Here is a 24,663-nt window from a genome sequence, read left to right on the forward strand (position 1 = left end):
TCTCCCCTTCAGTTTAGGACTGTATGTGGCAGCTGATAAGGGGGGATCAAAGATTCTCAGGGATGAATTTTCCAGAATACTGCTGGTGATGAACAGCGCTGCTAATAAGTCAGAATATAGAACATTTGTATTAATTGCTAGAAAAAATGGGGTGTGCTTACCCTGAGTGCGGGGGCTTTGCGCGATATCGCTAGTCTAAGAGAGGGTTTACTGAGGTAAAAGCTCATCATTTATGACGAATGGCACATCGTATGGACAAATCAGCGGAAAGGACTCCACTGGTAAACCAGTTTCAGCTTTTGCTTGCTTAACCGCTTGTGTATAACACTCTGTAAAGACGCTCTCCAGATAAGATTTAAGACTAGGAGAATCACCGAGAGCTTCTTGGACACGTCTACGATGTTCAATGATGCTTCCTTCCCAACTACCGCTTCTCTTCTCAGGCTGAAACTGCCATTTAAGCAAATGCACCAGAATGACAATAAGATTACTCTTCAGACTCTTGCGCTCACTCCTTCCCATATCGGCAATTTCTTCGATGAGGTTCTCCCAGTCCACATTTGCGTAGTCCTGACTTTGCAATTTTGCCACAGTTGTTTCTATCCATTGCAAGTAGTCAGTTTCATATAGGGTTTGGGAATGCGTCTTTAGGGAAGACATGGCAGTTTCTATAGGTTTTACTTTGATTCTAGTTCTAGCGAGTGCGATCGCTCCACAAATCATAACGCTGATGAAGTTGGGTATCCCTGTACTCAACTTACTAGCTTATCTATAAGTGCGGGGTGGGGGAATCGAACCCCCAGCGTTGACTCTTGGCTTGTTGGTAAGGAACCTCTTTTAGACCTAACGGTGTTCCCAGTACACTTGGAGTTAAGTCACCAGACCTCCGCAGCAACGCTACCCCGCATGAACCGACAATCGTATAGGTAGCAGGTACAATCATAAGAACTTCCTTAATGTTCACGACGAACAAGTCCCAATACTGCACTGCTGAAACACCCTTGAGTACCTGTAGAAGAACCCTCAGACCCAAGATAGTTGGAAGGCATAGACACCATCCACCCACATATAGTAAAAAATTTTATCATGGGAGTTAGGTTTGGGCAAATGTTCCGATTAGAATGGCGATCGCTACCCAAACATACTAATGCTTTCCCATAGCATTAGAATTAGTATGATTATTGCTAATGGGCTGTACTAAGCTCTAGTAACCTTAATTCAGCGTAATCAGTAAAACTATATGAAATTAGATTTTGTAGAATATTGTGAAGATAAAGGTAAGCCAAGCGAGTGGCGTTTAGAAGGTTGTCAATTAGGTAATGTAAACTTAATTGTTGGGAAAAATGCCTCTGGTAAATCAAGAATTCTTAAAGCTATCAACTTTCTATCAATTTTGCTATCTCGTGACGTATTTATTTTTCCTAGCTGTAAGTTCAGTGAGTGGATATTAACTTTCGATTCTCATAATCAGGAAAGTAAGAAAGTTTATAAATTGGTACTTAATAACGGTCAGGTAATCGAAGAGAGTTTTAGTATTGGCTCTAAGAATTACCTGGATAGAAAAGAATCGGGTGAGGGCAAAGTTTGGGCTGAAAAATTAGGTCAATATATCGATTTTCAAACTCCTGTTGATGGAGTCACTGCTTTCAAACGGAGAGATTCTATCCAACATCCTTTTTTTGATGAAATTTATAATTGGTCTAATTCATTAAGATACTATCAGTTTGGCACATATTTAGGGAAAAATTATTTTCTTTCTAACTCTAATAGAGACGAGATGGAATTAGAATTAAAAGACCAAGATAGAGTAATTGATATATTCAATTTAGGAAAAAAAGAGATAGGATTAGATTTTATTGAAGCGATAAAATCAGATATGTTATCCGTGGGTTATAATATATCTGAAATTGAAACCGAATGTGATCAAGCAGATAAAGTATCTCACCCAGATATGAAATCCCAATATATTTATGTTCAGGAAAGTGACCTAAAAGATAAAACTGCACAAGGATTAATATCTCAAGGTATGTTTAGAGCATTATCTCTAATCATTCAAGTAAACTACTCTCTTTTATCTAAAAGAACTAGTTGCATCTTGATAGACGATATTGGGGAAGGACTTGATTTTGAAAGAGCATCAGCAATAATTAAATTACTTATTGGTAAAGCTCAGAGTGGCTTAATTCAGCTAATTATGACTACGAATGATCGCTTTATTATGAATGGTGTTCCTTTAGAGTATTGGTTAGTTATTGAGAGAAAACCAGGATTAGCTAAACTTCACAATATACATAATTCAAAACAAATATTTGAGGATTTTAAATTCACTGGTCTAAACAATTTTGACTTTTTTGCGACTCAATTCTATATGGAGGGATTTGGCAATGAGGAGCAGATAGAACAGTGAAAAAGCTAGCTATTTTTGTAGAGGGTAAAACAGAACAAATTTTCGTCAAGAAATTACTTAGAGAAATTGCCGGCAGAAGTAATATTTCCATAGAAATCCAATCTAAGGAAGGGCATAAAATTGCTACTTTAATAATGAAAGATTCTGTCACTTCCGCAACAAAGTTTTATGTTTTAATTTATAACTCAGGTGGTGACAGTAAAGTTGTTTCAGATATGAAAGATCAGTATAATTCTCTAACCGCATCTGGCTATGAGACAATAATAGGATTAAGAGACGTTTATCCAATACCCATATCTCAAAAATCTAGACTGCAAAATGGCTTACATTCTTCCTTACCAAAAGGAGTAATTCCTGTAGACATAGTTCTTGCTGTTATGGAAGTAGAAGCGTGGTTTTTAGCAGAATGGAATCATTTTTTTAAAATAGATATAAGTCTCACACCAGAGAGAATTCAAACAGAGTTAGGATTTAATCCTCAAACTGACGATATGGAACAAAGACCTCATCCTGCTGAGGATATGGAACAGATTTATAACCTTGTAGGAAAATATTATAATAAAAGCGAGAAACAACTCAATAGACTTGCATCTAATCTAGATTACGAATTTCTATATATAAAACTTGCCAAGAATGTTCCTAGCCTGGGAGAATTTATTGGATATATTAATCAATTCATGACTCCTTAGTCAACATTTACACCATTAAGTCACTGCAAAATCTGTATACTCCCGCATCTTGGGTTCATGAAATGCCAAAACAATATCTTCCTTGGGAACACCAGCGCTAACTAAATCTGTAGCAATACCCTCTTCTGTCCAATCTTCCTCAATCCAGAATTTACCATCGTGCAGACGAACGTAGACAGTCATTCCAGTAATTCTTTCGCCATTTTGCCAACCAAGATTCATCCAGATGTAATGACATTTTTCTTCATCTACAATCAAGAATGTTTCTATATCTTTTTGTGGATGGCGATGGCACAATTCTACGTATTCCGTCAAAATTTGCTTGATTAGTTTGGGATATTCAGTTAATTTATCCATTGTTTAATTTCCTCTGTATCTATATCTACAACAATGAGTAGAATATAAAAAACTCAGCGTACCTCTGCGCTTATCTTAGCGTACCTTTGCGTTTAAAAAGTCCACAGTTCCTAAAAACTAAACTCATGCAAATTCAAACACCAGACTGGGTTAAACACGCCGTATTCTATCAAATCTTCCCCGACAGATTCGCTAAAAGCAAACAACCGCGCAAGCGATTGTTACATAACGCTAGTTGGGAAGATTGGGAAGCAATGCCAACACTCCAAGGCTATAAAGGAGGCGATTTATGGGGCATTTTGGAAGAATTAGATTATATTCAAAGTTTAGGAATTAACGCCATTTACTTTACACCTATTTTTCAATCAGCGAGTAATCACCGCTATCACACCCATGATTATTATCAGGTTGACCCAATTTTAGGGGGTAACGAAGCTTTTAAAGAATTGCTAGATGCAGCACATCAACGAGATATTAAAGTTGTTCTTGATGGAGTATTTAATCATTCCAGTCGCGGATTTTTCTTTTTTCATGACGTTTTAGAAAATGGACCCAATTCCCCTTGGGTAAATTGGTTTAAAATTCACGGCTGGCCCTTAGCACCATACACCGGCGAGTTACCTGCAAACTATGAGGGTTGGGCCGGACTTCGGTCTTTACCTGTATTTAACCACAATAACCCAGAAGTGCGGGAATACATTATGGATATTGCCGAATATTGGATTAAATTCGGCATCGATGGTTGGCGTTTAGATGTACCATTTGAAATTAAAACTCCTGGTTTTTGGCAAGAGTTTAGACAGCGAGTTAAAGCGATTAATCCTGATGCTTATATTGTGGGTGAAGTTTGGGGTGATTCCCGTGAGTGGCTGGATGGAACCCAATTTGATGGGGTGATGAATTATCTATTTGCTGGGCCGACTATTGCTTTTACAGCAGGCGATCGCGTAGATTTAAAACAAGTGCAAGGCCGCGACTATCAACCCTCCCCACCCTTGTTTGCTGCTGAGTACGCTGTCAAAATGCAAGAATTACTGCAACTATACCCATGGGAAATTCAGCTAACGCAACTAAATTTGTTAGCAAGTCATGATACAGCTAGGTTAATAACCATTGCTGGAGGTGATAAAGCCAGCGCCGAATTAGCAACTTTACTATTACTCACCTTTCCCGGTGCGCCTAGTATCTATTATGGTGATGAAGTAGGTTTACCTGGTGCTTTAGATCCAGATTCTCGGCGGGGTTTTCCGTTAGAATCTAACTGGGATAGAGAAATTCTCAATACTCACAAACAACTAATTGCCCTTCGCCAAAATTACCCAGCTTTGCGAACAGGTGATTACCAAGTACTGTTTGCACAAGGGGAATTATACATCTTTGCGCGAACTTTGGGAACTGAAAAATTGATTATTGCTGTTAATGCTGGTACAGCGTCAGCAAAAGCGCATTTAGATATTAACAAATTGCAATTGTTATATGGTACTGCCGAGTGGAATAGTGAGCAATCGTCTTTAAGTCTTCCCCCTCGTACTGGTTGCATTTTGGGTTAAGGTTTAAAACCTGCGTAGAGACGTTTTATGAAACGTCTCTACAATAGACCTAAGTTTTCAACCGAACACCATATAACAACGTCAGGAATAGCAATTACTCTAGTGCTGATGATAGACAAGACTTACAACCCCCTGAACAAGAAAGCACTGATAAGTAGAGCGTAAGTGTGATAGCCTGCTATACACATCCATCTATGCAATGCCACAAGTAAAAGCCGAAAATTTGGAAATAAATATGCAAACCGTAGAAACACGAGAACTAACGATAGAGAGGGTAAATCAAGCCGTTGATGCAATTCTTAATGTTTTGGGTAATCCCGAAAATGATTTACACACCCAAGCCTATACAGCGTTTAGTGCTGGTGATTATCAGACGGTGAAGCGCCTGGCCTCGACTAATTTATCCGATTACTACTGTAAAGCATTGGGATATCTAGGAGGTGCGCTAAAATTGACACCTAACACCGATACAATCTTAGCAGAGTCAGCACGGGCAGCAGCGGATTTTGCCAAAGAAAAAGTATTGCTACAACTAGGGGATGCGATCGCTAAGGCGCTTAATTAAGCTAAATTATCAACTCGCCAAATTATGTTAATTTGAGTATTTCTCACCCATCGGCCCACGAGTTACACCTAGTTGATTTTGCAACTTCAACTCTCGCCAAAGTTGGGAACCTGTGATTTCACCTTGCAGTAGTTGCTGGTAGCGATGTATGATTTTGCTTACCTGCTCTGGCGTCTCATTTACAAATTCGATGCGGAAGTTCGGTAAACCAAGGTCTATCAGTCGCTGTACGTATTCGGCTCCTGTTTGGGCAGTGCCATTAAATACTGTGTTGCGGCAGCCGGCGTCAGCTTTGAGGACGTGTTCGCTACCCACTCTGTCGCGCAATTTCACTTCCTGCTTTTCACATGGTCTGCCACAGTTGGTGTAGTCTGTACCTGTGGAGAGGAAGGCACAAAATACGCAGTGTTCCATGTGGAACATTGGCATATGTTGATGAATTGTCACTTCAAACCACTGGGGAGGACAATTTGTGAGTAAATCTTCCAGTTGGGTAATATTCAAGTCATAAGATGCTGTTACCCGTTCTAAACCACAGTGTTGCTGAAAGTAATCTGCTGTTAAAGGGTTGGCAACATTGAGAGAAAAATCACCAATACATCTTTCTGTAGCAAAAAATTGCAATTGGTCATAATTCCTGACTATATAACCATCTGCCTCAGAAGCGCGGACTTGTTGCAAAATCCAGTTTTCGCCTGGTTTGGTAATTCGAGGTGGTGCAACCCAAATGGTGGGAACTGCTGAATGTTGACGTACCATTTGCACAGCTTCTGTGTAGGTGCGGATGTCTTCAAATTCACAGTAAAGGGTCTGAATTCCGGCTTGGAGTGCGGCTTGCAGTTGTTTGAGGTTGCGCACCAAAACAATGAGAGATGGGGAAACTTGGACTGTGGGAGACGGTGAAGGGAGTAAGTTTTGCCAAGAAATATCAGAATGCAATTCCCAGCGTTTGGGTTGACTTCGCAATTCTTCTAACTGTGTGACGATTTCCCGCCGCATCCGGTTTAATTCGCTAACGGGTAACATGGCATCACATTTAAGGTGATTTGTCAAGGTTCCCAAAGAAAAAGGTGTATTACCAAGACGACCGAATTGTTCTTGTAAGCGTTCGGTGGTGAGGGGCTTGGTGTGTGCCTCAGTTAGGGAAATTGCCGAATCCACCTGAACGATGTTACCAAATTCATCACGGGCGATCGCAATTAACGCCTGTCCAATTTCACCATAAACCTCTAAATTAATGGGGCGCTGAAATTGGGGGTTTTCGCCAGCAAAGCTTTGACGCAACTGTTTATCTAGTTCTGGGTCGCTGGTTTTCCAAACTTTATCACCCAAATGTACCCGATGCAGATTTACGTCGTTTCTGCCAAAAGTTAATACAGTGTCTTTCCCTTTTTGTTCCACTGCATATATGCGTCCCCCTTCTTCTTTCGCTTCTGGATGTCCGCAGTCAAACACAATTCCGTCTCCTGGTTTGACTCGTGCTTCTAGCTTGAGTGTCACCTGTTCGTTACGGATGCGGGTAACTTCACCTAGGTAAACTCCGCGTTTTTTGCCAAATCGGGCATGAACCAATTCTTGATTATTAATTCCGCCAAACCAGCCGGTGTAAATGCCGCGAGAGAATGCCATTTCTAGGTTGTAGTGATCTCTCGCTGAAGAAGACATTGGTTGTAGAGACGTTCCATGGAACGTCTCTACATTTGTATTTGTCGAAGTTTCCACAACCCGATCTAGGGCTTGGCGATAAACACGGGTGACGTTAGCAACATACTCTGGGGCTTTGAGGCGTCCTTCTATTTTCAGAGAAGTTACTCCAGATTTAACTAATTCTGGCAGGACTTCTAACCCTGCTAAATCTTGGGGACTGAGTAAGTATTTGCGATCGCCTAAATCGACAATTTCCCCATCTGCTATTAAATCGTAGGGCATCCGGCAAGCTTGGGCACATTCGCCCCGGTTAGCTGAACGTCCTCCTAGTGCTTCGCTGGTTAAACATTGTCCAGAATAAGCGACGCACAATGCACCGTGTACAAAGACTTCGAGAGGTAGGGAAGTCTTTTGTTTAATTTTGTTAATTTCTGCGATGGAACATTCCCGCGCCAAAACCACCAACTGACAACCGAGGGATTTGGCAAATTCTACCCCTGCTGCACTGGTGATGGTCATTTGGGTTGATGCGTGAATGGGAAAATCGGGGGAAAGATGACGGATGAGGCGACAAATGCCGACATCTTGGACGATTACCGCATCTACACCCGCAGAGATAATTGTGCGGAGATATTGCTGTGCTTCTCTTAGTTCTTGGGGAAATATTAGTGTATTGAGGGTGACATAGCCTTTAACGCCCCGCAGGTGGAGAAATTGCATTAATTTGGGTAAGTCTGCTGGGGTGAAGTTTTGCGATCGCATTCTGGCGTTAAATTTATCCAACCCGAAGTAAATCGCATCCGCGCCATTTTCTACTGCTGCTTTGGCGCATTCCCAGTTACCAGCGGGGGCTAGGAGTTCGGGACGTTGGGGGGAAGGGCTGGATGTGCGATCGCGCCAGCGCTGACTTGTCAGTTCGCTTTTCATTGGATTTAGTCAGGGTTAGGTGTCACCATAGCGATTTTATCTAAGTTATTCGGGGTTTGTGGGGGCTTGTTTATTCAAAACAGCATCAGCTTATAAATCGTATAAAGTCTTAAACCAGGTTATGAATCCCTGCACCTTGGGATTTTGCGGATTTAAAATATTGTACTTGATAGCTTGATGTATTTGTCTACCTGGTTCATCTTGCCATGCTAACCAAGTGTAAATTTCAGCTTTATCAAGATATGAATCTTTGAATGTTGCTCCTTTCTTTTTTGCCTCTCTTGCTACTTCCTGTGCATATTGCCAAATATATTCTCCCTGTTCAGGAATCATATAACCTAAAAAAGTCTCTAACATACCTTGTATGATATTATCTGGCATAATCCAAACACCAAACTTTTTTCCATCTGTACTAATAATTAATCCTGTTTCTGGTATTTGCTCAGGAAGATTACCAATATTTGGCAAACAAGCCATTCTGATACTTTGCCAACGTAAAGACGCGTCATCATCCGCATCTACCATCAAACCTAAATGTGTGCGTCCTCTAGTTTGTAATTCTGTATATATGAGGTCAGAAGTAATATTTTCATAACCTCCACATTCTTGAATTGATATAATTGCTTCCTTTTTATTTTCACCCCAAGTAATTCCATTTTTTTCAATTAGTTCTGGTATAACTCTCTCATCATCCTTACCTTCAACTAACAGTTTTTTCGGCCCATCAGTTTTTGCCATTGCTAACGTATCTCCAGTTCTCTTTCAACAGCAATGGCAATTTGGTTTTCAGTAAAAACTATACTTTTTTCTTTACCTTTTTCAATTCTGTGAATCCTAATACCATCATCAGATACATCTTCTTGTTTTGCAATATCAGCTAAACTTTGCCAACAATCATTATTATGTGTAGTTGCAAAAACCTGTACATTTAATCTTTTAGCTGTATCCCAAATCATTTTCCACATATTGGACATCGCAGTAAAATGAAGTCCTGTATCAATTTCATCTACAAATAAATATCCGTCTTTAGCAGACACAATAGCCAGTGCTAATCCTAAAATGCGCCAAATACCATCCCCCATACTGCCGATTGGTACACGCTTTCCATCAGAAAGAAGTACAAGAAAACCACCCCGCGAATCTGAGGAATACATCAATTTTTGAGAACTTACTGGAGCGATACGTTTAATTTTCGAGTCTATTTTATTAAGTGCCTGTTCTATAAGTGTTTCGTCAGGTGTTAGTACTACCTGCCCAAATAGCTCAATCATTTCCCCTATTTTTAAAGAAGATGATGCAATAAATTTTGTTTTTGGAATACTACTTAAAGCCAAACCCTTTCTGTAGCGGAACAATCTGATAGAGTTTAGAGGAAGACCACAATCGGATGATATATATAATGACAATTTCTCTTGTTGTTGCCCGTTACGCATCCATTGTACAATGAAATTGAGCTTCTTTAACTCTTGCAAATCTTCATTAGTAGAACCAACTTCTTCTCTATCAATATGAGCTTCATCATGACCATAACTGCTATTATTTTGACGCAGCATTGCTATCGATACATCCAGGCTCTCCAGAGTTTTATCATCAAGACCTGATATAGAAAACTTGCTTCCAGGTTCAATCTCGTGGCCATAAAAAAGGTGGCGAATATCAAGCTGACGATCTTCTTTACCCTCATCACTCCTTAAATCTTCACCTCGGTTAGTCATAACATCCGCAAGTGGATCAAGATCAGTCCGTGAGCATAAAAGTTGAATAGCTTCTAGTATTGATGTTTTACCGCTATTATTTTCACCCACTAGCAGATTAATTCTACCTAGCTGCTGAAGCTCGAAAGACTTGAAACATCGAAAATTCTCTATTTTTACGCTTTTCAACATAATATTGCTAGCCAGAGACAACAGAGAAACAAAGACTGGTATTAGTATAAGCAGTCTTGATACCTCTCATTTTAGCAAAAAGGGTAAACTAAAATTAAATTTAGGGATATTTATTACTATTTCCCAGAACTTAAAACAAGTTAGACAATTATTTAAACTGTAGGTGCAACAGCAACAGATGATAAAAAATTAATCAAATCCTGTATTAATGGGTGTTGTTGCAAAATCTTAATGTCATCATCGCTGATATTGCTCAATATTGTGTCAATAACTGGCGTATCTTTGCCAAAAACTTCTGCTAGAAATCTTTTTGGCTGACTCTGGGCAAATTGCCATTCTAAATTAGTAAAACTGCGTTTAGCTATTTTCTCAATTAATGATTTATCTTGTAATAAAATAATTTCTATTTCTGGAACTGCTAGGGAAACTTGAAAGGGAATACCATGAAATACTTGATGTAAAAGAGATTTAACTAAATCAGATTTTTCCGAAATCTGAGATTCATCTTCTGTATCTGCATCTATCACAAGAGCAACAGGGGTTGACCTAGTAGCCATCAGTGAACTAGCTAAAGAACGCGCTCCATAAGAGCCTACACCTTCTACAATTTTAGTATCTTTAAGAAGATGTTGCGGAAGCAATCGCTGTAATATTTCTCTGTCTGTTTTACCTTCTGTAATGATATAAGCTAGAGTCATGGCACAGCCTCAATTGTGATGTTGTAATTAGGAAGACCTTGCTCAACGCAGAACCGATATTTTTTAATTAATGACTTACGTATACATTTATTTTGCAGTGAGTAATCAATTTCAGAGCCTGTCCATAGTAAAACATTTTGAGGGCGACTAGATACTGCTAAAGTTTCAGCCGCTGCTGTAAAGCCATTTCGACTAAACACACTAGCAATAGTTGATGTAGGTCTGCGTTCTAGCTGTTTTTGTAGCTTTGCTATGGGTTAAATCTTAATTTCTTCTGCTGTATCTTTACATTCTATAAGACAAGCTAAACCATCTACATAAACTACTCCATCAATTTGCTCTAGTTGTTTTCCATCCATATACACACTATAAGGCCAGGTTACATCAGCGCCATCAAGTTGAAATGCACGTACAACTAAATACTCTAATGCTTTACCTGTGCCCCAACCAAGAGCCTTAGTATTACCTGACTCGATTTCTGACCATAGGTTGATTAAATCATCCCAGTTATAGCTTGCAATCTTGGCTTCGTACTCTGCGCCTGTAGGCATGATTTCATTTTATAGCGTTTCCTAGTCTGCTGAGGTACAAATCTCTGCGTACCTCTGCGCTTTACTTTGCGTCCCTTTGCGTTTCAAAATATTATCTGTACCTCACGTAACTCTTAATCGCTATAGGTATTTTATTGCTGTTATGTTCAGATAGTTAGAGAAGATTTTAGCGTATTGCAGTAACGCGAATCACAAAACAATAAATAATAAGTAGGTTATAAAAATTAGGGCTTCACGCTTTTACACTAATCCCTTTACATCAGGTTTTTCACCTTGGGACTCTACAATTTCAAACTTCACCTTGTTGTATAAATCTTGCAGGAAAATCTCAAAAGGCACTGAGGATAATGCGATCGCCACATCTTCTTCGTCATACTCACACAACGTCCATCGCTTCTTCCCACTTTTAGAAAATTGCTCTACATGAATCCTGTTTTGGTCAATTAACAGATATTCTTGGAAAGTAGGAATTGTGCGGTAAGCCTCAAATTTATCCTCACGATCATAAGCTTTGGTAGATTTAGACAAAACCTCAATAATTACCTGTGGGTTCATAATTATATCTTGGCGGTTATTGAAAAATTCTGGTTCACCCGCCACAATCATCACATCTGGATAAGTGTAGATTCGCTTGTGGGGTATCCACAAACGGACATCAGCTATACAAACATGGTAGTTCTGCTTTTTGAAAGCAAAATTCAACTCACCGCTTAAGTTGAGTGCTATTTGGTTGTGATTTAATGTTCCACCCGCCATAGGAATAATTTGACCGTCAATATATTCGCTTTTGTATTCAGCAGCTTCTTCTAGTTCCAGATATTGTTCTGCGGTGTAATATCGCTGTTCTGTTATTTGCATATTTTTACCTGAAAGCGATGCCTAAAAGCATATTAACATATTTGGTAATGATTATTTCCTCAATCTGTTTTGAATTTTTAATTTTGAATTACTTAACCCCACAATCTTCTGCCTGTTTTCCCGTTTAATCGCTCATGAGTATCTTTTAACAAAGCTGGAATATCTAAACTTTCTGGACATTTCGGTAAACAGTCGCCGCATTCTGTGCAGCGGCTTGCTTTCATTCCTGGGAACCAATGACCGGCATTTTCAAACATCCCATAACGATATTGCCCATAATCTTTCATATCGTAAGCTACAGCCAAATTTCTCAACCGCAAAACTTCGGGAATATTAATATTTTCAGGACAGGGTAAACAAGCATAACATTGACTACATTTATCAGTTGCTAAAGCTGTTTTTTGCTGATTTTCTAAATTATCAAAAATACATTTCTCTGCTGATGTTAAATCGTCGTCACTGTCAGCAACTCTCAACGGTTCGATTAATTCCTCTGGGTTTGCTGGCCCGACACTTAGGGTAGTAATGCGGTTGTCACTCAGCAAAAATCGATAGTTTAACTCTAGAGGTGAATATGGCTGACACAAGTCTTTCAGGGTTTGGGGTGGTGTGTAAAGCCTTCCTCCCTTGTCAGCGGGAGAAATGATAAAAACACCCATATCCTTGTCAGCTGCTAGCTGAATTGCTGGGGTGTGCCGTTGGAAAAAATAGTAATAATGCAGATTGACAAATTCAAATAAATCTGTATTGATTGCTGCCAAAATTATCTCTAATGGCCCGTGGGTAGAAAAACCAACGTGTCGCACCCGACCATCGCTAACAGCTTCCTGAACTGCTTGCATACAGCCACCTTTGGCTTGTACCCACTGCAAATGTTGCCAAGTATTCAAGCCATGAATGCCCAAGCAATCTAGATAATTTAGATTTAATCGTTCGAAAGATTCATCGATATACCGACGCATCGTGTCAGCATCCGCTGTCGGGGGGATTTTGGAGGTGATGTGAAGCTCCGTTCGGGGTACTGACAAACCACCTTTTAGCACCCCACCAAGATACTCCTCGCTTTTGCCGTAACCCCTGGCTGTTTCTAGATGATTAATTCCTAAAGACAAGGCTTTGGCAATAGTCTTTTGAGCGTTTTCGGCATCGGCCAAGAAGCGCATTGTTCCCAAGGAAAAAACCGAGAGACGGAGATTCGTTTTTCCAAAACGTCGGTATTGCATGATTTAAGTTTTGAGTGCTGAGTGAAGAATTAAGATTAAATAATGAAGAAATTGTGGTAACTTCTTCATTATTAATTATTTAATTCTTTATTGTTTCTTCTTTGTTTTTTAGCACTCAGCACCCACTACTTGACAACCATTGTTCAACACTTTTTTAGCTGTCACCATTACCAAAGCGCTTGATTAAATCCTCTGGACGGATATTGGAAATAAATTCGCGGAAGGCTTCTTGTTCAGCTTCATCAGCATCGCGATCAACGGGGATCGAAGCATCAGCCACCACTTCTTCCATTACCCAAATGGGGGTATTTGTACGGAGAGCTACGGCGATCGCATCGCTAGGACGGGCGTCAATTTCTTTTTTGACATCGCCTTGCTGGACAATCAACGCTGCATAAAATGTATCTTTTTGCAGGGAATGAATGATAACCCGCTCTAGAGTCATGTTCCATGTCTCTAAAATATTCATAATCAGGTCATGGGTTAAGGGCCGGGGCGGCTTCTGGTTTTCTAGCGCGCCCATAATTGCCCTAGCCTGTTCTTGACCGATATAAATTGGCAAAGCGCGACGATCTGAAGCATCCTTCAAAAGTACAATCGGGCTGCGGGTTATGGCATCTAATGCTATGCCAGCAACTTTCATTTCAATCATTGGCTATGCCTCTACAATCCTTTGAGCGATTGGGCGCTATGTAACAAATAATACCATCGACTGGCTGTTTTTGGGACAGGAATAAACATAGGCTTTTATTCTCTATAATTGCTTCTATTAAACTCCTTTCCTTGAGGTGAACACCAGAGTAAATCAAATTGGTTTACGGCGGCAATCACCTTCTTACCCAAGTATGCCTTGTGAATGATGCTAATGTGTTAATGTCCCCATATTTAAAAAAGTTGGAAATTATACTGGGAATTTTTAGATTATTTGTGAGAATTACCAATTGATTTCATGCTTAATTAGGCAATAAATAGAGTTAGTTTGACAAAAAAGCCGTGTTTACAGGATTAATCCAAGCATTAGGTACTATGCAACCCTTAGGGGGCGATTCTTGGCAAATTACTTGTGTCAGCCAGTCATCAGAGTTAATAACACAGGATTTAGCTTATGGCGATAGTGTGGCAGTAGATGGTGTTTGTCTGACCGTGGAAGAAGTTTTAGAAGATGGGTTTATCGCCACTGCTTCACCGGAAACCCTGCGCCGCACCACTTTAGGATCTGAGCAAAGCCCAGAGAAATATGTCAATTTAGAAACGTCGCTGCGGGTGGGAGGCAAAGTTGGCGGTCATTTTGTGATGGGCCATGTAGACGGCATTGGTAAATTGCTTTCGGCGGAACAAACAGCTAGTTCTTGGGAAATGACATTTGCTGCACCGGATGCGATCGCCCGCTATATTGTCCCCAAAGGTAGCATCGCCGTCAATGGCATCAGCCTCACCGTAGCCACACATCAGCCAGAAACCTCCCAGTTCACTGTAGCGGTCATTCCCCTCACCTATGCCGAGACAAATCTCAGCCATTTAGTTCCTGGCAGTTGGGTGAATTTAGAAGGAGATATTCTCGGTAAATATGTGGAAAAATTTCTTACCCCTGGCAATCGATGCCACGAAGAGACCAATGATTACAGTTTAGATGCAATTACACCTGCATTTTTAACAGAAAACGGATATTTGTAAATTGGTAATTGGTAATAGGTAATAGGTAATGGGTAATAGGTAATTGGTAATGGGTAATTGGTAAAATTGGTAATGGGTAATTGGGGAAGAGGTGATTAACTTCTGTTACCCATTAGCCATTAGCCATTACCCATTAGCCATTCTTAACTGTCTGGTTTCTGAGATACCTGGGCTGTTTGTAAAGATTGAACCAATTGGCTCAGTCCGCTTTGTAATTGCACCCCTGGATCAGCAGCCACCCACCCATCTTGTGTCAGGTGACGGACTTCAAAGTGCAGGTGGGGCCCTGTAGAGTTGCCAGTGCTACCAACCCGCCCAATCACAGTTCCTGGTTCTACCTGCTGTCCGGGTTGTACAAAGATTTCTGACATGTGAGCATAGAGGGTTTGTTGAGCCGAATTGTGGTTAATGACAACGGCTAAACCGTAACCACCCATCCAGTCAGCAGTTTCCACTTGACCCTTAGCAGCTGCCAAAACTGGAGTTCCTGTAGGCGCACCCAAATCTGTACCAGCATGGAAACGGCGATCGCCTGTAATCGGATGAACGCGCCAGCCAAACAGAGAAGTAATGGGAGCAGGAACAGAAAGCGGAAACACCATTCCGGCACCACCACCACGGTAAGCGATCGCGCCAGTATAGGGAATTTGCGGCAAGACTGATGCTAGAGAGAACTCGTAAGAGACAGTGCTAGGGCGGGGTGCAACGTTACCATCTGCCATTGGAGCGGGTAGTGTACCACCACTAGGGGCGATGGGAGAAGCACTCACCGTGGTGGTAGCGAATTCCCTAGGGTTAGGAATAAATCGATTAGGGTGATATGCGCTCTTGGTGGTACCACCAGAACCAATCCGAGAACCACGCCAGCCGCCGTTGCCACTGCTAACACTGCTAACATTGCTAACACTGCTAACACTGCTAACATTGCTAACATTAGCTGCTAGTTGCCGGACTGGTGACACCTTAGATAAACTAGCGTTTTCACTTCTTCTCAGCCAACTGGGGGCTGATTTGCCCTCAGAATTAGCTACACGGGTACGAGTTGTTTCGGGTGCTTTGGCGCAAGCACCACCTGATACACCTTGCCCTGAAGATAAAATAGTTCGACAACCACTAGAGCGTTCTGTCAGTACCACAGAATTAGGCGCTTGATAGTTACCTGTAGAAGCACTATTGTAATCCGTGGGGTCAATATAGGCGTTATTATAATCCTTGTTTTTCCCCGCCGTAGCTCTGACAATGCTGTTGGAGTCGTTTACTGGTTGGGCAACTTCTGGGAGTTTCTCAGGTAAGGTGCGAGCAGGAGCTTTCGGTTTTGCTTCTCGATGGCTGCTAGGAGCAACCCGTGAAGTTTCTACACGGGGTCTGGAGAATATCACCACGGGTCCAGGCTCTTCAGGGGCGATTTTGGGTTTAGACGCCCTGACTGGTGCTGTTGATTGGGAAACATTTGCCCGGCTGAGTCTCTTTTTGAGTCTGGCTCGTCGTTCAGAAAAATCCGACTGCGGTGTCGCCGCTTCTGGCGCAGCAGTATGTTTGATTACTGGAATTTTAACTGCTGTTGGTTGGGAATTTTCAATAGTTGGAACAATGTTGTCTATTGATGTATCCGCTTGAGCAAAGACGAAGCCGCCACTTAGGAGGCTGAAGCCGCTCAACCAACAGAGACTCTGGGCTGGTAATGTGGACGCAAAGCGTCTTGCCATGAAACCTCGCGGTGATGAATAATAGAAACTTTTATGGGCAAATTTATTGTGCTGCGTCATTTGTTCTCTCAGTTGTGTGTAATAAGCCTAAAGAGATGATGCCAGTGGTTTGCTGTGCCCAAAGAGCGAAATTTTGAACAAACCTAAAAAGTTAAACAGAAACTTTGTGGTAACCCAAACTGATTGTACCGGGTTCAATAGAAATTTCTGGGGTTACTAGTTTGTTTGTATCATAAGCTGCGATTCTTAATCGGAGATGCCCCTGAGTTGTCACTCCAACTACAGTGCCTGAAAGATGATTGACATCTACTTGATCACCCATGTTTGTGAGCAAATCGACATAGCGAGACAAGAGTATGCTTATTCCTTCTTGGGAAAGGCACTCGATACCGGATTCTATTCCTAGTAAAACTGTGGAGGTTAGCATTTCCAGACAAGAGATCGGTCGAGAATGATGGGAACCTTGCCACGATTCCAGATTGATTCCGGTTTCTGGTACTGGGTTGGCCCAGTTAATGCCAACGCCAATCACTGCTTGGGTGATTTGTCCTTTGTTGACTTTGGTTTCAGTCAAGATGCCGCCTAGTTTGCGACCATTTAAGATTAAATCATTGGGCCACTTTATGCCCACATCGACGCCGCACTTTCGCAATTGTGCCGCGATGCCCCAAGCACTAGCTAAAGTTAGCTGGTAGCTGTTGGTTGCATCTAGTTTAGGAGCGATGGGCAAAGCCCCGCCGAAGGCGATCGCCACCGAAAGATATAATCCCCCAGTATGAGAAATCCACTGATGTCCCCATTGCCCCCGTCCAGCGGTTTGCTGACTGGCAATAACTACACATCCTGGTTTCTCACCTTGGTTGAGCAAGTCCCAGAGGGTTTGATTTGTTGAACAAAGGCTGTCAAAAATGTGTAGAGAAAATGGTAAATATGGATACTCACGTCCTGCTTTCAGAGCATCTACCACGAGTTGCTGATCAAATCTCACACCAGTTCCCCCAAATCCCATTGTTCAAGTTAGCATTAATTGGATTTTGATTTTCTGTTTAGGTTTGGTTGAAGATGCACACTTGGCACTGGCGCAATGGCGAAGAACTGCCCTACCTGACTTGTAGTCTCTTAGAGCTTTGGCCTCACGGCTTCTTTACCCAGCAGTTTTGGCCTCGATCACCACATGAGTTAACAAAAGTGTTGCGACCAGAGGCTTCAGTTTATCGTTTGCAACAGGTACATGGCAATACTGTTCTCACTCCTCAAGAAGTTGACAGAGTGTTAAGCACAGGTGAGAATGATTTGGCCTTGGCTGATGGTTTAATCAGCGAACAGTCTCTACAAGCTTTGTGGGTAGCTTCTGCCGATTGTACACCTGTGCTGATTGGGGATGTGAAAACCGGACAGGTGGCAGCTCTACACGCGGGATGGCGGGGTACAGCAGCAAAGATTGTCCCTCAAGCGATCGCTCGGTTGCAAGCTCAAGGCAGTAAATTGGATGATTTACGCATCGCTATGGGCCCTGCCATTGCTGGTGAGGTTTACCAAGTTTCTGTAGAAGTGGCTGGGGAAATTGGAAACAGTATTATACCAGAAAGTGACCATCAAAAGATGATCGCTGCTTTACATAATTTACCCAATTCACCGTTGCTAGCAGATAGTGAACCGGGAAAGGTGCGCTTAGATGTGCGACAGGTTAATGCTTTGCAAATAGATATGCTGGGAATTAGTGCCCAACAAGTAGCGATCGCCCCTTATTGTACTTTCCAAACTCCAGAGCATTTCTTTTCTTACCGTCGGGAAAAAGAGAAAAAAGTGCAATGGTCTGGAATTGTCAGCTTGGCTTAATTCAATAGACAGCGACCGAATTTAAATATGTCTGATCCAGAAACCTTGTAGAGACATTCCATAGAACGCCTCTACATTCTTTTCCACCAAATGTCTAATGATCGATTAGCTGCTGTCTCCAGACTTGACACAAATTGGCTCATTTACCAGTTTCTGACAACTGCCAGAGTTGGATTTGATAACAAAGATGGCGGTCAAAAATTTTGCGTGCTGTTAATCCCTCAGCAATTGGCTTTTCTAACCAGCGTTTAAACAGCCAACCGCCGAGTCGGTGTATCGGTGGAACTGCGATCGCCACCAGATCAGCTATATATTTAATTGTAGTCAGCCCAAAAGTTTGGAAAATGTCAAGACACAAGTCAATCGTCGGTGCGATCGCTTTTGAGATATCCTCAGACTTAATTAACTTGAACCCTGCTTGTTCTAACGCTGTCTCCAGTTCTTGGGAAACATGACAATTAGAAAAAATCCCCTCTTTGTATTCAGCATCAGAGCGCATCATATCGGCCAGCAGCAGGTAGCCACCACTATTCAACAGACGTGCTGCACCCTGAGCTAAATCTTCAGCCGCAAGATATTGGCTACTTTCACTGAACAAAATTAGATCATGGGATTTATCTGAGCGAAAATCTTCAAATATCGTTAAGTGGAAAGGTGCTTTACCATTAGTATTCTGGATGAATCTCTCTTGCTGGAGCGGATCAGGTGCTATTCCCTCAATGGTGAAGCCACGATCAAGTAAGTACACTGCATTGCCACCGATGCCACAACCCACATCAAGAATGGTGTTTGTACCCCCTGGAATGAAACTCAGCAGCTTGGCTGCATAAGCCTCCTGTGCCGCACGCAGGCGAGTTAGAGTCAATTCCTCTCCCGGCTTCGGTAGCGGCTCCCAATACCCGTAATGGAGGTAGCAGGAACCTGTCAGCCCCATATAGTAATCTATCGCTGCATTTTGGTAACGCGTCGGTTTGGGAATCTGGATTGATTTTGGCTTTGGCATTGAGTAATTATGGTGAGACTTGGTAAAATTCAGGATTAATATTTATCGGTTGTCAGCTACATTTACTTTTACAGCACTTTGCAAATAAATGAAGTACAAATATTATCTTGTTATCTCGTTAAGAGTCTCCGACTGAGAATGCATTCATTGCGGCTCTGCCGCTTATACGGAAAGCAGCAGCCTTGGAGTAGGCATTCCCGGACAGAGGACTACGGTGTACACACAAGTTATCTGATTACCCAAAAGCCTTGAAAAACCTCAAAGAGTCCTGACGGACATCCCTCTCCTTCGCAAGGAGAGGGACAGGTATTGCGTAGCATAACCAGGGTGAGGTTTTGTTTCCTGTGTTCGCACAACCATTGCATTGAGAGAGACTTGTCTGTACACCGTAGGATAGAGGCTGGGAACGAGATTTTAAAAGGGTTTCGCTTGTTCTTGGCTAAGGAACAGAATTGTTTACTTTTCTTAATGCCTCTTGACGTGTCAGGTATTGATTAGACACACGCTCAAATACCATTTCACCGTAAGTTTGACGAGTTTGGCTAGTGAAATAGTTACCATTGGTTTTGGAGGGGAAGTGAAAGTTAAAGATGATATTGATTCAAAAAAGTTTAAGTATTTTGAATATAAAGTAAAAACTGACTTTAATACTCCTTTGATTAATCAAAATATACCTAATGATATAAATGAGCTTTTGGGGAGAAAAAAATTAATCGAACTTTTGTTAGAACCAAATTATTTAAAATCACTCGATGAAAACCCTAATGCAAACAAATGGGAATCGAAGGAATATGGTACAAGGCATCGTTCTGCTGCTAGACTCTGCACTGTACCTGAGTTGAATGCATTTGTTTTTGTTGTCTCACAAACCGGAGCAGTGAGGGAATTTATGTATCTGGCAGAAAACAAGGTTCTTGTTTTAGGTCCTTTAACGCCTTTATAATGCAATCAGGGCTATTTGATTCTCAACAACCGCGACTTCCAGCACCAAACGATTAAAATCGCGGCTACCAGAACAAAGCCTGGCGACCCAGGCTCGAAAACCCCTATTTTATTAGTCCAGGTCGGTGGACTATCCCTACGGGACGCTACGCGAACGTTTGTGTAGCCAAGCCACTGCGTTGGGCGGCTCCGCCGACTTGAAGCATGTGGCGCGCGACTTCCAGTCGTTAGGGCTAGGTGCAAGATACAGAATATTTCATCTGAGTTAGGTACACAAGGGCGGGCAAGATGCCCACCCCACAAGATTTATAATATTAAGATGTATACTTTATTTACTTGTGAATTTCTGTATCTTCAAAAACACAACCGTTTCTTACTTTTTGACTGATTCAGTCGTGGAAATGTTGGGTTTCGTTCCTCAACCCAACCTAACTTAGACTCAACGCTTCTTTCAACAATTCACGATGCATCAAAGCCCTATCTACTAAAGATTGTATTTGCTCAGGTGATAACGGCTCACCATTGGCGTAATGTTCCATCCAAGTCGTACTAATTAAATTGGCGTCATCTGGTAAATTCGCTAAATCCCAACCAGGCATCGCTAAATCTTCCATCAAGCGATTTACTTTAGGATCATAACTGAGGGCAAAACAGCGACAACCTTCAGCAGCAGCCATAATTAAACTGTGTAGACGCATGCCGATCGCCATTTCAACACCACGAAACACACCTTTTAAAAGCTGCGGATCTTCTAAACACAAAATTTTGCTGACATCTTTTAATTGGGGTTGAATCGCTTCAGCAATGCTTAAATCTTCACTTTTTTGAAACGGCAATAGTAAAATAAAAGTCTGCGTCGCTTTTTGGAAATCTACTAAGGCGCGAGTTAGATTTGCTAAACGGGTTGGGGTGAGTTGGGGATGCGATCGCAATATTACAGCAACTCTCGGAGCCGGCAAATCCCACAATCCCGGTACTGGCTTCGATTCTAGCGCCCAAACTGGGTCAGGTGCAAGCAAAAAAGGAATTCCCCAATCAGCTAATAAAGCAGCACTGGCGCGATCGCGTACACTAACCTTAGTACAACCGCCAAAAGTCCGCTTTGCTAAAATGCGAGTAGGCGATCGCCGCAAAGGCCCAATACCCTGTCCCCAAGCCACAGTTTTCAAACCCATTACCTGGGCTAAAGCCATCAACCCCCCATAATAAAAAGGGCTAATAGTACTAGTCACATCTTGAATTAAACTCCCACCACCCCAAATAAAAGCATCACAAGAACGCAAAGATTGCAGCACAGGTAAAAAAGCCATGCGGTTATAGCTTTCCACACCGTAACACCGCTGGGTTTCCTCAGGATTACCCGAAAGCACCACAGGCGTTACATGAGGTGGTAGCATTTGCAAAAGCGTCGCCAACAAAGCCTCGTCACCCCCATTACCCTTGCCATAATACCCAGACAATAACGCCCGCATCTTTCCCATATTGAATCTTGAATTTTGAATTTTGAATTTTGAATTTTGAATTATTATGCACGCCCTTTCAATTCCCACCTGGATTATTCATATTTCTAGCGTCATTGAGTGGATAGCCGCCATTTGGTTAATCTGGACTTACGGTGAACTCACTAACAACCGCAGTTGGTGGGCATTGTCCCTAGCCATGTTACCAGCTTTAATCAGCGCCATGTGTGCTTGTACCTGGCATTACTTCGACAACCCAGAATCACTAGAATGGATGGTAACACTGCAAGCAACCATGACCTTAGTTGGTAATTTTACCCTTTGGGCAGCAGCGGTGTGGATTTGGCGTTCCACCAAGTCAGACAAAGATGCCATTAAGCCAAAACCTATCAAATCAGAGTCATGATATCAAAAGAAACCCTCTTTGCCCTTTCCTTATTTCCCTACTTGGGTTTCTTGTGGTTTATTAGCCGCAGTCCACAAATGCCGCGTTTAGCCCTATATGGATTTTACGGTACTCTCGTTTTTGTCGCCGTCACCATTCCCGCAGGAATTTATGCCCTAGTCCATTACGGAGAGTCTTTAGCAAATGTTGATTGGTTACATGGTAGCGCCGAAGTATTTTTAACCCTTTCTAACATCTTAATTGTGGTGGGTTTTCGTCAAGCTGTGCAACAACTAAAAACCAAAAATTAATGATTCTTGCGTTCTTCTTTGCGCCTTTGCGCCTTTGCGTGAGATAAAAAATTATTCTCAGGAAAAAATAAATGGACGTAATACCAGCAATTGATTTACTAGAAGGTCGTTGTGTGCGACTCTATCAGGGAGACTATGAAAAATCCCAAGTATTCAGCGAAAACCCAGTTGATATTGCTAAAGCATGGGTAGATCAGGGTGCTACCAGACTGCACGTAGTAGATTTAGATGGGGCAAAAGCCGGTAAGATAGTTAACGTTGGGGCAATTGAAGCGATCGCCAAATCTGTAACAGTACCCATTGAAGTAGGCGGGGGATTGCGCGATCGCTCTAGCATACAACAATTATTTGATCTTGGCATCCAATGGGGCATACTCGGCACCGTCGCCGTAGAACAACCCCAACTAGTACAAGAACTCTGCCAAGAATTCCCCGGACAAATTATTATCGGCATAGATGCCCGTAACGGACTAGTAGCAACCCGTGGTTGGTTAGAAACCTCAGAAGTTTTAGCCACTCAACTAGCAGTCCAAATGCAAGAATTAGGCGCAGCCGCCATCATTTACACCGACATCAACCGTGACGGTACCCTCTCAGGCCCCAACTTAGACGCCTTGCGAGAACTCGCTGGCGCCATTTCCATCCCTGTAATCGCTTCTGGTGGCGTCAGTTCTGTCACCGATTTGTTAAGTCTGTTGGCATTAGAACCCCAAGGAGTCACAGGTGTAATTGTCGGTAAAGCCTTGTACACTGGTGATATTGCCCTCACCGAAGCATTACGTGCAGTAGGTCCAGGGCGAATTCAAGATATTCCCCCCAATCTAGATTTTTCTGCCTTCGCTTAGGGATTTCCAATTCAAAAAATATCCAACTTGTAGTGGCGTGACACGCCTTAAATGTTGCTTTAGAAAAATGCTCGAAACTTGATTGAACAAGAACAAAGACCGAAAATCTATTGCACTATTTTAGCCTTGTCACGCCAGTAGGGTGCGTTATGCCTCTGGCTAATGCACCGTTTCTCATTTATTATCGTCCAGTTTCAATCCCTAATAACCCAAGTTGCGGGTAATAGGTAATTGGTGATTAAATCCCAGTTTTCATCCTGTTCATCCTTTAATCCTGGACATCCTAATTCTGACAGTTTTCCTAACTAGCAACTTACGTTAATAGGGATTTTGATGAATTGCAACTTGTCATAGCTATTTTAGCTACAATATCATGCGAGTTTCAATCCCTAATAGGGATTTTGATGAATTGCAACAGCTTGGAAAAACGACTGGGAAAAAGAGATAGGGGTTTCAATCCCTAATAGGGATTTTGATGAATTGCAACCCTAAGGTAATTGTATCGGCTGGTTTTTCCTTGCTGTTTCAATCCCTAATAGGGATTTTGATGAATTGCAACAAGCGCCACAAGTGGTACTCAGGTGATAATGGGTGAGTTTCAATCCCTAATAGGGATTTTGATGAATTGCAACATAACAACCTTTTAGATGCATTCAATACAGGAAGTGTTTCAATCCCTAATAGGGATTTTGATGAATTGCAACAATATGAGGGATTGTTGAGTACGTTCAACCGTCCTTCAGTTTCAATCCCTAATAGGGATTTTGATGAATTGCAACTTTGGAATATATTCCCAAAGCACCAGAGGTAACAGTTTCAATCCCTAATAGGGATTTTGATGAATTGCAACGATCCGCCACTATTAATTCCTCCCATACCTCATACGTTTCAATCCCTAATAGGGATTTTGATGAATTGCAACCCAACTGAAACCGGCCCAAGCTGGGGGCGAGATCGTTTCAATCCCTAATAGGGATTTTGATGAATTGCAACAATCGCATGTTGTCAGGACTTTGGGGAAGAAAATTGTTTCAATCCCTAATAGGGATTTTGATGAATTGCAACGTAGACATAACCAAGGTTTACGATCGCTGTCTAAAGTTTCAATCCCTAATAGGGATTTTGATGAATTGCAACGGC

General features: G+C 41.9%; 24 protein-coding genes and 1 CRISPR repeat array (1 of these 25 cut by a window edge). Of the genes, 10 read left to right on the top strand and 14 right to left on the bottom strand.

What is annotated here, in order from left to right; translation table 11 throughout:
• Window positions 1-207: 207 nt before the first annotated feature.
• The gene (locus H6G32_RS12700) at window positions 208-660 is read right to left on the bottom strand and encodes a DUF29 domain-containing protein (protein WP_190458830.1); all 453 of its coding nucleotides are present in this window, start codon (window positions 658-660) and stop codon (window positions 208-210) included.
• Window positions 661-1,240: 580 nt separating this feature from the next.
• On the opposite strand from H6G32_RS12700, the gene H6G32_RS12710 reads away from it, so the two are divergent.
• Window positions 1,241-2,407: an ATP-binding protein gene (locus H6G32_RS12710; protein ID WP_190458710.1), complete on the top strand. Its 1,167-nt coding sequence runs from the start codon at window positions 1,241-1,243 to the stop codon at window positions 2,405-2,407.
• Window positions 2,404-3,096, top strand: coding sequence for a DUF4276 family protein (locus tag H6G32_RS12715; protein WP_190458712.1), 693 nt, complete (start codon window positions 2,404-2,406; stop codon window positions 3,094-3,096). The genes H6G32_RS12710 and H6G32_RS12715 overlap by 4 nt, the downstream gene beginning before the upstream one ends.
• Window positions 3,097-3,111: 15 nt before the next feature.
• On the opposite strand, the gene H6G32_RS12720 is transcribed toward H6G32_RS12715, so the two are convergent.
• Entirely contained in the window at window positions 3,112-3,453 is a 342-nt protein-coding gene (locus H6G32_RS12720) for a XisI protein (RefSeq protein WP_190458713.1), read from the bottom strand.
• Between the two features lie 125 nt (window positions 3,454-3,578).
• Between H6G32_RS12720 and H6G32_RS12725 the strand changes: the two genes are divergently transcribed.
• Together H6G32_RS12725 and H6G32_RS12730 are read left to right on the top strand one after the other, a co-directional pair.
• Entirely contained in the window at window positions 3,579-5,003 is a 1,425-nt protein-coding gene (locus tag H6G32_RS12725) for a glycoside hydrolase family 13 protein (RefSeq protein WP_190458714.1), read from the top strand.
• A gap of 199 nt (window positions 5,004-5,202) precedes the next feature.
• Window positions 5,203-5,568 carry a hypothetical protein gene (locus H6G32_RS12730; protein ID WP_242046577.1) on the top strand — a complete coding sequence of 122 codons (366 nt, stop codon included), beginning with the start codon at window positions 5,203-5,205 and terminating at the stop codon, window positions 5,566-5,568.
• Between the two features lie 27 nt (window positions 5,569-5,595).
• Here H6G32_RS12730 and H6G32_RS12735 read toward each other — a convergent pair whose 3' ends face one another.
• The 8 genes from H6G32_RS12735 to H6G32_RS12770 form a co-directional block, all read right to left on the bottom strand.
• Window positions 5,596-8,142, bottom strand: coding sequence for a U32 family peptidase (locus tag H6G32_RS12735; protein WP_190458719.1), 2,547 nt, complete (start codon window positions 8,140-8,142; stop codon window positions 5,596-5,598).
• Between the two features lie 90 nt (window positions 8,143-8,232).
• Window positions 8,233-8,880, bottom strand: a complete 648-nt coding sequence (locus H6G32_RS12740) for a DUF3226 domain-containing protein (RefSeq protein ID WP_190458721.1) — start codon at window positions 8,878-8,880, stop codon at window positions 8,233-8,235.
• A 2-nt stretch (window positions 8,881-8,882) separates the two neighbouring features.
• Window positions 8,883-10,028 carry an AAA family ATPase gene (locus H6G32_RS12745; RefSeq protein ID WP_190458723.1) on the bottom strand — a complete coding sequence of 382 codons (1,146 nt, stop codon included), beginning with the start codon at window positions 10,026-10,028 and terminating at the stop codon, window positions 8,883-8,885.
• A 152-nt stretch (window positions 10,029-10,180) separates the two neighbouring features.
• Window positions 10,181-10,726 (bottom strand): hypothetical protein, encoded by a 546-nt coding sequence (locus H6G32_RS12750; RefSeq protein ID WP_190458725.1) that lies wholly within the window; start codon window positions 10,724-10,726, stop codon window positions 10,181-10,183.
• A gap of 257 nt (window positions 10,727-10,983) precedes the next feature.
• The gene (locus tag H6G32_RS26775) at window positions 10,984-11,277 is read right to left on the bottom strand and encodes a hypothetical protein (protein ID WP_242046578.1); all 294 of its coding nucleotides are present in this window, start codon (window positions 11,275-11,277) and stop codon (window positions 10,984-10,986) included.
• Window positions 11,278-11,517: 240 nt separating this feature from the next.
• Window positions 11,518-12,135, bottom strand: a complete 618-nt coding sequence (locus H6G32_RS12760) for a Uma2 family endonuclease (RefSeq protein ID WP_190458727.1) — start codon at window positions 12,133-12,135, stop codon at window positions 11,518-11,520.
• 92 nt (window positions 12,136-12,227) lie between these two features.
• Window positions 12,228-13,358: an aldo/keto reductase gene (locus H6G32_RS12765; RefSeq protein ID WP_190458729.1), complete on the bottom strand. Its 1,131-nt coding sequence runs from the start codon at window positions 13,356-13,358 to the stop codon at window positions 12,228-12,230.
• Between the two features lie 154 nt (window positions 13,359-13,512).
• Window positions 13,513-14,010, bottom strand: a complete 498-nt coding sequence (locus tag H6G32_RS12770; RefSeq protein WP_015208932.1) for a bifunctional nuclease family protein — start codon at window positions 14,008-14,010, stop codon at window positions 13,513-13,515.
• 341 nt (window positions 14,011-14,351) lie between these two features.
• On the opposite strand from H6G32_RS12770, the gene H6G32_RS12775 reads away from it, so the two are divergent.
• Window positions 14,352-15,032, top strand: coding sequence for a riboflavin synthase (locus H6G32_RS12775; protein WP_190458732.1), 681 nt, complete (start codon window positions 14,352-14,354; stop codon window positions 15,030-15,032).
• A gap of 143 nt (window positions 15,033-15,175) precedes the next feature.
• Here the strand turns inward: H6G32_RS12775 and H6G32_RS12780 are convergent, their stop codons facing one another.
• On the bottom strand, window positions 15,176-16,798 hold the full coding sequence (locus H6G32_RS12780; protein ID WP_190458734.1) for a M23 family metallopeptidase: 1,623 nt from the start codon (window positions 16,796-16,798) through the stop codon (window positions 15,176-15,178).
• Window positions 16,799-16,889: 91 nt separating this feature from the next.
• On the bottom strand, window positions 16,890-17,726 hold the full coding sequence (locus H6G32_RS12785; protein WP_190458736.1) for a biotin--[acetyl-CoA-carboxylase] ligase: 837 nt from the start codon (window positions 17,724-17,726) through the stop codon (window positions 16,890-16,892).
• Window positions 17,727-17,800: 74 nt separating this feature from the next.
• On the opposite strand from H6G32_RS12785, the gene pgeF reads away from it, so the two are divergent.
• Window positions 17,801-18,577 (top strand): peptidoglycan editing factor PgeF, encoded by a 777-nt coding sequence (gene pgeF / locus H6G32_RS12790; RefSeq protein WP_190458738.1) that lies wholly within the window; start codon window positions 17,801-17,803, stop codon window positions 18,575-18,577.
• Between the two features lie 139 nt (window positions 18,578-18,716).
• Here the strand turns inward: pgeF and H6G32_RS12795 are convergent, their stop codons facing one another.
• Window positions 18,717-19,580, bottom strand: a complete 864-nt coding sequence (locus H6G32_RS12795; protein ID WP_190458740.1) for a class I SAM-dependent DNA methyltransferase — start codon at window positions 19,578-19,580, stop codon at window positions 18,717-18,719.
• A 538-nt stretch (window positions 19,581-20,118) separates the two neighbouring features.
• Between H6G32_RS12795 and H6G32_RS12800 the strand changes: the two genes are divergently transcribed.
• Entirely contained in the window at window positions 20,119-20,523 is a 405-nt protein-coding gene (locus H6G32_RS12800) for a diadenylate cyclase (RefSeq protein WP_190458742.1), read from the top strand.
• A 427-nt stretch (window positions 20,524-20,950) separates the two neighbouring features.
• Here the strand turns inward: H6G32_RS12800 and csaB are convergent, their stop codons facing one another.
• Window positions 20,951-21,994, bottom strand: a complete 1,044-nt coding sequence (gene csaB / locus H6G32_RS12805; protein ID WP_190458744.1) for a polysaccharide pyruvyl transferase CsaB — start codon at window positions 21,992-21,994, stop codon at window positions 20,951-20,953.
• A gap of 55 nt (window positions 21,995-22,049) precedes the next feature.
• Here csaB and H6G32_RS12810 point away from each other — a divergent pair, with 55 nt between their 5' ends.
• The 3 genes from H6G32_RS12810 (at window position 22,050) to hisA (ending at window position 23,523) form a co-directional block, all read left to right on the top strand.
• Window positions 22,050-22,388: a DUF2499 domain-containing protein gene (locus tag H6G32_RS12810; RefSeq protein ID WP_190458746.1), complete on the top strand. Its 339-nt coding sequence runs from the start codon at window positions 22,050-22,052 to the stop codon at window positions 22,386-22,388.
• Window positions 22,385-22,678 carry a DUF3593 domain-containing protein gene (locus H6G32_RS12815; protein WP_190458748.1) on the top strand — a complete coding sequence of 98 codons (294 nt, stop codon included), beginning with the start codon at window positions 22,385-22,387 and terminating at the stop codon, window positions 22,676-22,678. Before H6G32_RS12810 ends, H6G32_RS12815 begins: the two co-directional genes overlap by 4 nt.
• Before the next feature lie 71 nt (window positions 22,679-22,749).
• Entirely contained in the window at window positions 22,750-23,523 is a 774-nt protein-coding gene (gene hisA / locus H6G32_RS12820; protein ID WP_190458750.1) for a 1-(5-phosphoribosyl)-5-[(5-phosphoribosylamino)methylideneamino]imidazole-4-carboxamide isomerase, read from the top strand.
• A gap of 379 nt (window positions 23,524-23,902) precedes the next feature.
• Window positions 23,903-24,663: a CRISPR direct-repeat array (repeat unit 37 nt; unit sequence GTTTCAATCCCTAATAGGGATTTTGATGAATTGCAAC); it runs 1,163 nt beyond the window's last position.

Source organism: Cylindrospermum sp. FACHB-282 (assembly GCF_014697195.1).
Taxonomy (GTDB): domain Bacteria; phylum Cyanobacteriota; class Cyanobacteriia; order Cyanobacteriales; family Nostocaceae; genus Cylindrospermum.

What these genes read in the sequence shown, in the direction of transcription:
- H6G32_RS12760 (WP_190458727.1), bottom strand. Translation starts at nt 12,135, where the DNA reads ATGCAAATAACAGAACAGCGATATTACACCGCAGAACAATATCTGGAA.
- H6G32_RS12795 (WP_190458740.1), bottom strand. Translation starts at nt 19,580, where the DNA reads ATGCCAAAGCCAAAATCAATCCAGATTCCCAAACCGACGCGTTACCAA.
- csaB (WP_190458744.1), bottom strand. Translation starts at nt 21,994, where the DNA reads ATGCGGGCGTTATTGTCTGGGTATTATGGCAAGGGTAATGGGGGTGAC.
- H6G32_RS12780 (WP_190458734.1), bottom strand. Translation starts at nt 16,798, where the DNA reads ATGACGCAGCACAATAAATTTGCCCATAAAAGTTTCTATTATTCATCA.
- H6G32_RS12700 (WP_190458830.1), bottom strand. Translation starts at nt 660, where the DNA reads ATGTCTTCCCTAAAGACGCATTCCCAAACCCTATATGAAACTGACTAC.
- H6G32_RS12740 (WP_190458721.1), bottom strand. Translation starts at nt 8,880, where the DNA reads ATGGCAAAAACTGATGGGCCGAAAAAACTGTTAGTTGAAGGTAAGGAT.
- H6G32_RS12770 (WP_015208932.1), bottom strand. Translation starts at nt 14,010, where the DNA reads ATGATTGAAATGAAAGTTGCTGGCATAGCATTAGATGCCATAACCCGC.
- H6G32_RS12745 (WP_190458723.1), bottom strand. Translation starts at nt 10,028, where the DNA reads ATGTTGAAAAGCGTAAAAATAGAGAATTTTCGATGTTTCAAGTCTTTC.
- H6G32_RS12720 (WP_190458713.1), bottom strand. Translation starts at nt 3,453, where the DNA reads ATGGATAAATTAACTGAATATCCCAAACTAATCAAGCAAATTTTGACG.
- H6G32_RS12815 (WP_190458748.1), top strand. Translation starts at nt 22,385, where the DNA reads ATGATATCAAAAGAAACCCTCTTTGCCCTTTCCTTATTTCCCTACTTG.
- H6G32_RS12765 (WP_190458729.1), bottom strand. Translation starts at nt 13,358, where the DNA reads ATGCAATACCGACGTTTTGGAAAAACGAATCTCCGTCTCTCGGTTTTT.
- H6G32_RS12710 (WP_190458710.1), top strand. Translation starts at nt 1,241, where the DNA reads ATGAAATTAGATTTTGTAGAATATTGTGAAGATAAAGGTAAGCCAAGC.
- H6G32_RS12810 (WP_190458746.1), top strand. Translation starts at nt 22,050, where the DNA reads ATGCACGCCCTTTCAATTCCCACCTGGATTATTCATATTTCTAGCGTC.
- H6G32_RS26775 (WP_242046578.1), bottom strand. Translation starts at nt 11,277, where the DNA reads ATGCCTACAGGCGCAGAGTACGAAGCCAAGATTGCAAGCTATAACTGG.
- H6G32_RS12750 (WP_190458725.1), bottom strand. Translation starts at nt 10,726, where the DNA reads ATGACTCTAGCTTATATCATTACAGAAGGTAAAACAGACAGAGAAATA.
- H6G32_RS12730 (WP_242046577.1), top strand. Translation starts at nt 5,203, where the DNA reads ATGCCACAAGTAAAAGCCGAAAATTTGGAAATAAATATGCAAACCGTA.
- H6G32_RS12725 (WP_190458714.1), top strand. Translation starts at nt 3,579, where the DNA reads ATGCAAATTCAAACACCAGACTGGGTTAAACACGCCGTATTCTATCAA.
- H6G32_RS12735 (WP_190458719.1), bottom strand. Translation starts at nt 8,142, where the DNA reads ATGAAAAGCGAACTGACAAGTCAGCGCTGGCGCGATCGCACATCCAGC.
- hisA (WP_190458750.1), top strand. Translation starts at nt 22,750, where the DNA reads ATGGACGTAATACCAGCAATTGATTTACTAGAAGGTCGTTGTGTGCGA.
- pgeF (WP_190458738.1), top strand. Translation starts at nt 17,801, where the DNA reads ATGCACACTTGGCACTGGCGCAATGGCGAAGAACTGCCCTACCTGACT.